This is a genomic window from Pseudoflavonifractor sp. 524-17 (assembly GCF_009935845.1).
Lineage (GTDB): Bacteria > Bacillota > Clostridia > Oscillospirales > Oscillospiraceae > Pseudoflavonifractor_A.
Map to the genome: position 1 here is coordinate 1 of NZ_QWEK01000112.1, position 2124 is coordinate 2124.

At 50.8% G+C, this 2124-nt stretch carries 2 protein-coding genes; both read right to left on the reverse strand.

Features of this window, described 5'->3' with window-relative positions; translation table 11 throughout:
- On the reverse strand, positions 1-265 hold a 265-nt coding region (locus tag D1159_RS18725; protein WP_161847099.1), incomplete at its 3' end, for a recombinase family protein.
- Positions 266-607: 342 nt separating this feature from the next.
- The gene (locus D1159_RS18730) at positions 608-1921 is read right to left on the reverse strand and encodes an IS4 family transposase (protein WP_161847100.1); all 1314 of its coding nucleotides are present in this window, start codon (positions 1919-1921) and stop codon (positions 608-610) included.
- Positions 1922-2124: the final 203 nt, after the last annotated feature.

Below are 2124 nucleotides of genomic sequence, written 5' to 3' on the forward strand. Positions count from 1 at the left end.
TATCCTTGACTACCACCATACTGACAAGTCCCGCCTCAATGTCGGCCATCATTTCCATAAAGCCGGGACGTTTGAAATTTGTACCGCTCCATCCGTCGTCTTTGTAAACCTTATAGCTGGAAATTTCACGGTCTTGACAATACCTGGTGAGGATTTCGATCTGGTGTGCTATGCTGTTGCTATCCCCCTCGTTCTCATCGTCGCGGGAGAGCCGGACGTAGAGGGCCGTCCATTTTTCATTCAAATTGCCTGACTGTCTAATCATTTGAGTCTCCAATCCGGCAGTTACCGTTTCTGGCCTTGTGACACTTACATTATACGAAATATCAAGAAAAGTGTCAAATATTCGACAAATTCAGCAGGGTTTATGTACTATTCCTTTGTCAAGTAAACACTTCGTTTTTCAGAAACGGCAGCTCCCTTGCTGGCAAATTTTTTTCATAAAAAATGCGTCTCAAATTGAGTAATGTCATTAAGTTGGCACGCAAGGACGCCCGCCAAAGAGTCAGGGGGCTCAAAAAAGAGCAAAAGGAATTGAGGGAAGGAAAAATAGACAGCAAAACTGGACGGAGGGAACTCCGCCTGAAAAAGGAGTGTGAAAAGGGGTTCAACGTGCGGAGGCGTAGCAGGAGGAAATGCGGTGGCCCGTAATTTTTGGCCTTGGCGCGGTTCGACCGGGGCGGACAGGGAGCAGTTTTCGCCGAAGGAGCGGAAGCGGATCGGAGACTGCCTCTCTGAAGAAAGCGCAGCAGGCAAAAACGGCGTCAGAGAAATTAACGCGGCATAGATACTTGGATGCGCTTTGAGCGGTATCTACAGTCCAGATAGACGCCTGGGTAAAGTTGAAGATGAGAAAACTGGCGAAAATCTCCTGAAGGACGAGGTCCGGCTTCTTGGCATGAAGACGGATGAGGCCAACGGCGTATTTCAGGCTGCGGAAGGAAGTCTCGATCCCCCAACGCATGGCGTAGAGGCGTTTCAAGGCGGCGGGCGGGAAGCACTTCGGATCCAGGTTAGTGATGAGAAGCTCGGTATCACCGTTTTCTGTTTCAATACGGACGATTCGGAAAGAAAGGGCAGTAAAACTAGTGCTTTTCGGCTCTAAATCGTCAAAGGTCATCTGGGGCGGGACGCGGTAATAGGAGGCTGGAACCACAAGGCCCAGCTGCTCCAGCTGCCGCGCTGTCTGCCGGCCCAGGGTGATTCGGACCGGGATATCGAACTGCGCTGTATCAGGGAGTTTCTGTCCGTATGCGACGGTCCGGTTTTTGTCCCGGAGGCGGATGAGGTAGTTCCAACCCTTTTTCTCCAGGTGGGCCAGGTTGTTGCAGGCTTCATATCCCCGGTCCGCCAAAAGGATGACCGGGCCGGAAACAGCCGAGTGGTCCACCATGGCGCATAAGGCCGCTTTCTCGTCCTTTTCGTGTTCTTTTTGGACAATTACGTCTGTATAAATGCCATTTTGCAAATCATAAAGCGCATTCAAATGCCAAAGATTCCAGCCGTGCTGACGCGCTGTCCCAGGCCGGTAGGAAGCGGGATCCCCGGGATACGTGGCAGACTTCAGGTCGGATCCGTCCGCCGCCAGCAGACGGTATCCCTGAAAACGTCCGGCGGGGCGCAGGCAGGCGGTAAACCCCTGGAAAAGCGTCTCCATCGCTGCTGGCAGCAGCTTCTCCCGCTGCTGGACAAATGCCGAGGCAGACGGTGTGTTCTCCATGCTTTTAAAGCGCTTAATCAAAGCCTTTCCAACGCTGTTTTCGCTCATGGTGAGCAGCAGGGATATCACCGTCTCAAAACGCAGCGTCCGGGGCCGGGTGAAGTCTCGTCCGGACTGCCGGACAAACTGTTCCGGCGTCTCCCCCAGTTTCCGAATCAGCGAATGCAGGACCTCCCGCAATATACCTGGTGTGTATTTCATGTGTGTCTTCCTCCTGAAAAGCAATTTCACTTTTCAGGGCTTCGCCGCACATTTTTTCCCATTTGTCAATCCTTTTTATGCTTTTTTCTTATTTGTTTTCTTATGCCTTTAACTTAATGACATTACTATAGTGATAGTACTTGAAAAAGCACAAAACGAAGTAGTATAATGAAGATATGAGTTATCCAATAAAATACAGAGAA

Coding starts and splice junctions, on each gene's coding strand:
- D1159_RS18730 (WP_161847100.1), bottom strand. CDS start 1,921: ATGAAATACACACCAGGTATATTGCGGGAGGTCCTGCATTCGCTGATT.